The sequence below is a fragment of the Erysipelatoclostridium sp. DFI.2.3 genome, from assembly GCF_019132535.1.
Taxonomy (GTDB): Bacteria; Bacillota_I; Bacilli_A; order Erysipelotrichales; family Erysipelotrichaceae; genus Clostridium_AQ; species Clostridium_AQ innocuum.
Window position 1 is genome coordinate 1 of record NZ_JAHOOJ010000044.1, and the last position, 6,545, is coordinate 6,545.

At 40.3% G+C, this 6,545-nt stretch carries 7 protein-coding genes; 2 read left to right on the forward strand and 5 right to left on the reverse strand.

Features of this window, described 5'->3' with window-relative positions; genetic code table 11:
• Positions 1–153 precede the first annotated feature (153 nt).
• The 5 genes from KSZ58_RS22135 to KSZ58_RS22155 form a co-directional block, all read right to left on the reverse strand.
• Positions 154–768 (reverse strand): R3H domain-containing nucleic acid-binding protein, encoded by a 615-nt coding sequence (locus KSZ58_RS22135; protein ID WP_002606674.1) that lies wholly within the window; start codon positions 766–768, stop codon positions 154–156.
• A gap of 12 nt (positions 769–780) precedes the next feature.
• Complete coding sequence (locus tag KSZ58_RS22140; protein WP_002606675.1) at positions 781–1,776, reverse strand: YidC/Oxa1 family membrane protein insertase; 996 nt, start codon at positions 1,774–1,776, stop codon at positions 781–783.
• Between the two features lie 31 nt (positions 1,777–1,807).
• Positions 1,808–2,134, reverse strand: a complete 327-nt coding sequence (gene rnpA, locus KSZ58_RS22145) for a ribonuclease P protein component (protein ID WP_002606676.1) — start codon at positions 2,132–2,134, stop codon at positions 1,808–1,810.
• 188 nt (positions 2,135–2,322) lie between these two features.
• Positions 2,323–2,457 (reverse strand): 50S ribosomal protein L34, encoded by a 135-nt coding sequence (gene rpmH / locus KSZ58_RS22150; RefSeq protein ID WP_009274359.1) that lies wholly within the window; start codon positions 2,455–2,457, stop codon positions 2,323–2,325.
• A gap of 114 nt (positions 2,458–2,571) precedes the next feature.
• On the reverse strand, positions 2,572–2,955 hold the full coding sequence (locus tag KSZ58_RS22155; RefSeq protein ID WP_002606677.1) for a hypothetical protein: 384 nt from the start codon (positions 2,953–2,955) through the stop codon (positions 2,572–2,574).
• Between the two features lie 700 nt (positions 2,956–3,655).
• On the opposite strand from KSZ58_RS22155, the gene dnaA reads away from it, so the two are divergent.
• Both dnaA and dnaN read left to right on the forward strand, forming a co-directional pair.
• Positions 3,656–5,014 carry a chromosomal replication initiator protein DnaA gene (dnaA, locus tag KSZ58_RS22160; protein ID WP_002606678.1) on the forward strand — a complete coding sequence of 453 codons (1,359 nt, stop codon included), beginning with the start codon at positions 3,656–3,658 and terminating at the stop codon, positions 5,012–5,014.
• A gap of 150 nt (positions 5,015–5,164) precedes the next feature.
• Complete coding sequence (gene dnaN / locus KSZ58_RS22165; protein ID WP_008816042.1) at positions 5,165–6,283, forward strand: DNA polymerase III subunit beta; 1,119 nt, start codon at positions 5,165–5,167, stop codon at positions 6,281–6,283.
• Positions 6,284–6,545 lie beyond the last annotated feature (262 nt).

The window sequence follows — 6,545 nt, forward strand, 5'->3', positions numbered from 1 at the left end:
GAATGTTTTTTCACTGATTCTCTTGATTTTAACTTTAGGGGTCTTAATTTTTAGCCTTTATTTTTTCTCTCCCCCAAAGTTGACCCCCAAATTTCTGGCGAAAACCCCTAAAAAATTTGGATAGCCATGCTGTCTTGCATGACTCCCTGTTTTTTATGCATTATCTTCGCTGTAAACGATTTTCAGACGCCGCTGATTACCTTCACCTTCACTGACGGTAGCAATATGCTTCATATTGGCTAAATAGTTGTGAATAGCCTTTCTTTCATCGGCCGGCATAGGATCCAGTGTTGCATCAGTTTTTGTCCTCTGTACGCTTTTCGCAACTCGAAGAGCCAATGAACAAACTTTCTGATATTTCTCTTCCTTATATCCGTTGATATCAATCAGTACACCAATCCGGCGCTTAAACTCACTGGAAGAAGCAGATTTCAGAACAGTATTGACTGCCTGTAATGTCTGTCCGTTCTTTCCAATCAGAATAGCGTTGTTCTCAGCGTCCAGATTAACACGGAAATATTCACCGTCATCCACCACATCAATGGACACTTCCATATGAATACCTTCGAAATAGGTCTGCAGATATGCTTTCATGAATTCACGAATATCATTTCTACAGTAAGCCGTTATGGTTGTTTTGCTGCCAAGACCCAGAAAGCCTGAGGTTTCTTCTGTAACATTATAAGTGAGCTCTTCTACGCTTACTCCCTTATCCTCGGCAGCCTGCTTCAATACATCTTCCAGATTTTTGCCAGTATACGATTTCATCCTGTTATCCTCCTAATCTTTGATAAAGAATTTGTGGATTACAATATTTTGGATAACTCTTGCAAGAGAGTTTACCAGCCAGTAGAAGGACATACCCAGCGGCCAGTTGATTGCAAAGATGGCAATCATACCGGTACTCATGTACATCATCATGTTCATGGAGCCCATCATACCATTTCCGCCCTTTTTCTTAGGCTCTGCATATTTTTTCTCTTTGACATGCATCTTTTTCTTTCTGTGTTCCTGCAGCCACTGCGGCATTTTGAAGGACAACAGCTGGAAGGCTACCATCAGAACAAAGATGACAACATACCAGTAATTACCTAAGTTAAACCCTTCGATCGGCGTCTTAGCCAGGTTGATTCCCTGGAAGGAACCGGTTACCACGCTGTACGCGCGCATCGTCGCCTGATACATACCCAGAATTACCGGGAACTGTATAAACGTTACCAGCAGTGTTCCAAACGGATTGATTTTGTATTTGCTGTAGAGCGCCTGCATTTCCTGCGCCTGCTGCATCTTGGAGCGGTCATCGGTTTTGCCTGCATATTTCGCCTGAATCTTATTCATTTCCGGCTGAATGGACTGCATACGCTGTGATGCTACCTGTGATTTGATTGAGAACAGGAAGATCAGCAGCTGAATCAGGAAGGTCGCTGCAATGATACCGATACCTGCATCACTGAAATCTGCTACAAAGTTAATCAGGAATGCAATCGGCCATACGATCAGCCCATTGAACCATCCCTCATCCATTGCATCCGAGAATGTTGTTTTTTCGATTGTAATCAAATCATCTGCTTTATAATCCTTATACTTCTTTTGAAGTTCTTTGTCGTCTGGAATGTCAACATCTCCGCGTTTCACCTGAACGTCATTGTTCGTGTAAATGGAATTGACATATGTCTTACCATTCTGCCCACGCGGAACACTACATCCGGTCAGTGTCACGACCATCAGCATAACGACCAGAAGAAACTTCTTTTTGTTTCTAAAAAAATCTTTCATCTTTTTGTCTCCTCGCTAAGTTTGCCTACCTTTATATTTTAACTTTTTTAACCAATCTTTCCAAGAGTTTTTTGTTGTTTATATAATTTTCTTCATGATATTTTACGCGAACGAGTATAATCGTATCAAATTTCTCTTCAAAACTGTAAATATCCTGTACCATCATGCGTACCTGACGCTTGATTTTATTACGTACAACTGCTTTTCCCATTTTCTTACCAACGGAAATTCCTACTCTTGCATGATCTTCTTTTCGCGGCTTCACATAAATAGCAAAGGAAGGACAGGTGTAAAATTTTTTGTAATTCATAATCTCGGCGAATTCCTGGCTTTTTTTCACACGATATTCCTTTTTCATGCAGTTCTTCCTTTCTGTCTTCCGCTTCCCTGATGCCGTTTTCTACCTGCTATACGCTTTCACAGCATCATACGCTTAATCATAGCCTAAATCAGGGGAAAAAGCAATAACGTACGGCAGGAAAGCACCTGAAACAGAGGAAGCCATCACTTTGACAAGGCGAAAAAAAATCACCACAGGGTGATTTTTTATGCTGATAACACTTTTCTACCTTTGGCACGACGACGCGCTAATACTTTACGTCCTCCTACTGTAGCCATACGGGCTCTGAATCCATGAGTTTTCTGGTGTTTTCTTTTGCTCGGTTGATATGTTCTTTTCACAAGAGCCACCTCCACTTCTTCTTTATCATTTTATACAAATTGAGCATTGCTTTAAAATTATACATAAAAACTCTGTCAAAGTCAATAATTCATTAAAAATATTTGAAAATACGTTTATTTGTCAATCCATGCCATTTTTCGACAGAAGGCATGTGTAAAAATAGGGAACAGCAGCACGATAAAAGCAGAAACCACTATAAATATAAAGATACTTGCATAAAAAAATAAAACGGTGGAGATCAGTGCCTGAAGCAGCAGCATGATGCCGTAAACAATTCTGGTTTCCACACGCAGACTCATAACTGCGTACAGGAAGATAATTCTTGCCGCTACAACCACAGCGAGAATTCCGAAAAAAACGGATAGGGAAGAAAGCTTATCCGCAATCAAAACAAATGAAAGCAGTGCCAGAAACAGCTCCAGCAGCAGACTCATCTGATAGGTAGAGGCAAGACGGTGCTGAATCATGCGTTTTGTACTTTTTTCAAACCAGTTCATATCATCACATCCTATATAATCATCTCATCTATTATATAGGAAGTTGAAAAAGAACACAATTCACTTCGCAAATTGTTCTGTATATTATCATTCAGAGGGTTTTCAACAAAACACTCCGTTTACGGTGGAAAACTTGGCTTTCAACCCCAATTTATAATATGAAGCAGAGGATATCAGCTGTTTATCCCGTCGCAACAGATTTTCCACGATTCTTCCACAAGAATACATAACATAGTTTTCCACCATATGTGGAAACTGTAGAAAAGCTTCTCATATCCTTTATTTATCATACTTTTCATGTGTATACAATGATGGAAAAGCATCTGTTGATATCCATTGTTTTCCACTTTTCCACAAAATACGGGATTCCACACTTCCTGTTTCCCCATTTTTTCCATATGGAAAGCTGTGGAAAGTGGAGAAACTCCTTTATTTATCCTGTTTAAAGCATGTTTTCCTGTGGATAACCTATGTGTGTAAACGGAATCCACCGGAAATCCTTCAGAAAACGTGTCCTGTCCGGTGGAAAACTGAATCAGTGTTCTCCTTCACTTTCCATAAACAAATTATTTCCATTTTTTCTACATGACAGCAGCACTTTTTTACATATGCTGTGATTCCCTTTATCTTAATCAGAATAGCCGTGGTATTTTTCCACAATCTATAGTAAAATATAAGGTGCATGAAAAAGGAGTCGTTTATGTCTAATTTTGCCAAGGTACAGCTTGAGCAGATCTGGCAGAAGACACTTCAGCTCATAAATGAAAGTGCACATTTCGATGATGCCGTATTCAACGCATGGTATAAAGAAGATTCTCATCTCTTTGATATAGAGGATGATTTTGCGACCATTGTTGTTCCTTATAAGATCAACAAGCAGATCATGATGGATTCCATCGATCTGATTCAGCAAAAGCTGTCTGATGTTCTGGATATGAAGGTCTCCTGTCAAATCCTGCTCAAGAGCGAAGTGGATATGCTTCAGCCATCATCTGTCATTAAAAGAAGAAATGAAATTTTATTTGAAGACAAAGTAAAAAAAGAGTACACCTTCGACAGCTTTGTCGTAGGGAAAAACAACCGGGAGGCTCACGCTGCGGCATTGTCCGTATGCTATTATCCCGGTAAATTCAACAATCCGCTGTTTATATTCGGAAATTCAGGCCTGGGGAAAACCCATCTGCTGCATGCCATCGGCAATTACGTCAAGGCAAACAAGGCAGATGAAAAGGTTTTATACATTTACAGTGAGGACTTCGTCACCCTGCTGATTGAGGCGATGAAAAACAAGACGGTTGAGGACGTTAAGGAAATGATCTGTTCGGTGGACTATCTGCTGATTGATGATATCCAGCGTCTGAAGCAGAGCACCTCACAGGAAATCTTCTTCAATATGTATAACAAGCTCATTTCCGACAACAAACAGATTGTCATTACCAGTGATATTCATCCTACAGAGCTGAAGGGAATTGAAAACCGTCTGATATCCCGCTTTTCCAGCGGTCTGTCCGTATCGGTAGGGTCTCCGGAATTTGAAACTGCGAAAGCTATTCTGCAGAAAAAGATGGAAGGCCGCAGCGATGAAATCATGATTGATGACGAGGTTCTCGATTATCTGGCAACCCGCTTTGCAAGTGATGTCAGAAAACTGGAGGGAACGCTCAACGAGCTGTTCTTTAAAGCAATATTATATAATCCCGAGCGGATTGATATCACCTTCGCGAAAGAAATATTCAAAGAAAATCCGATTGTTGTAAAGCAGGAGGATGAACTAACGCCGAAGAGGATAAAGAATGCGGTATGCGAATACTATGGTCTGACCAGAACCCAGATCGAATCAAAATCAAGAACCAAAAATATCGCCAATGCGCGTCATATCGCAATATACCTGTGCAGGACGCATCTGGAAATGCCGTTTGCCAAAATCGGTTTTGAATTTGGAAACCGTGATCATTCCACGATTATGTCCTCGTATGAAAAAATGATGAAGCTGTTAAAGGAAAAGGAAACATTTCAACAGGCAGTCATGCAGATTGAAAGTAATCTGGGGATAAAATAGCTAAGATATCCACATGTTTAAACTTTTCATCCACAGCAAAATTTGTTAAAATAAGCCTATGTTCAAAGTGTTTTTATAGCTTTTCCACACTTTCCACATACTTATTATTGTTTATTTACTTATAAAACATAAAAGAAGGGAGCATCACCCATGTACTTTAAGGTGTCTAAAAAAGAATTCTACAATGCACTATCCGTGGCATCCCGTGCCATCTCTACATTTTCACCACTTCCTGCGTTCTCCGGTATTAAGATTGACGCAAAAGAAGATTGTCTGATTCTGACCGGAAGTGATTCGGATGTATCCATTCAGACGAAACTGACAAAATCGGAAGAATGTGTTCTTGAGATTCGTGATATGGGATCAATCGTTATTGAAGCCAAGTATATTCTGGAAATCGTTCGTAAGATTGATGCTGATGAAATCGAGTTTGAAATGATTGACGGTTCCCTGACTAAAATCAGTGGGAACACTGCAGAGTTCAGAATCAATGGAATGCGTGCAAATGAGTATCCGGCTATCGACTTCTCCAAACCGAAGGAATGCTTTGCATTAAAAGAGGAAACACTGAAGAAAGTGATTTTGCAGACCAGCTTTGCGACAAGTGATAAAGAAACACGTCCGGTACTGACCGGTGTGAATTTCCACTGTGAAGGCAATACGCTGCACTGTGTCGCTACCGATTCCTATCGTCTTGCAAAGAAAACGATTGATATCAGCGAATCCCTGAACTTCAATATCACCATACCTGCCAAATCCCTGTCCGAGGTTGTTAAAACACTGGAAGGTGAAGGAGAGGTGGAAATTGCAGTCAATGATAAAAAAGCGCAGTTTATCATTCATGACACAATCGTACAGACGCGACTGATTGACGGTGTATATCCGGAAACAAGCCGACTGATTCCTTTACAGTTTGACTACGAGCTGACAATCGATTCCCGTGATCTTCTCAATGCTATTGACCGTGCAAGCTTTATTAAAAATGACGGGGTTTCCGTTATTAAATTCAGTCTGAGTGAGCAGGAATGCGTGCTTTCCAGCAAGTCCGTGGAAGTAGGATCCTCCACTGAGGTTTTAAGCAGTGCCAGCTTCACAGGAAGCTCTCTGGAAATCAGCTGTAACGGACGATATGTCTTTGACGCAATCAAGGCATTGAGCGGCAGTCTGGTAACCTTCCGCCTTTGTGGAGAAATGAAGCCGTTTATCATTAAATCTGTGGATGATGATAATGTTTTACAGCTGGTACTTCCAGTCAGAACCTATGCATAAACAGGCAGTAAGGGGAACATCCTGCTGCCTTTTTCTATGTATTTTAACAAAAGTAGACCTTTTTCAGGACTGGAATGCAGCGTTTGAAAAGAGAATAAATTTACATGTGAAAAATGATGCAGAAAAGTTTGAAAAGCTGAAGTGAAAAGTTAAATTCCACTTTCAAAAGGCGAATAAAAAATGTGGAACTTTCTTCTACAAAAGTCTATACAGAGCATAAATATAGCGTTAGAAAGGGTTTCAAATAGGTAGAAGTAAGTAA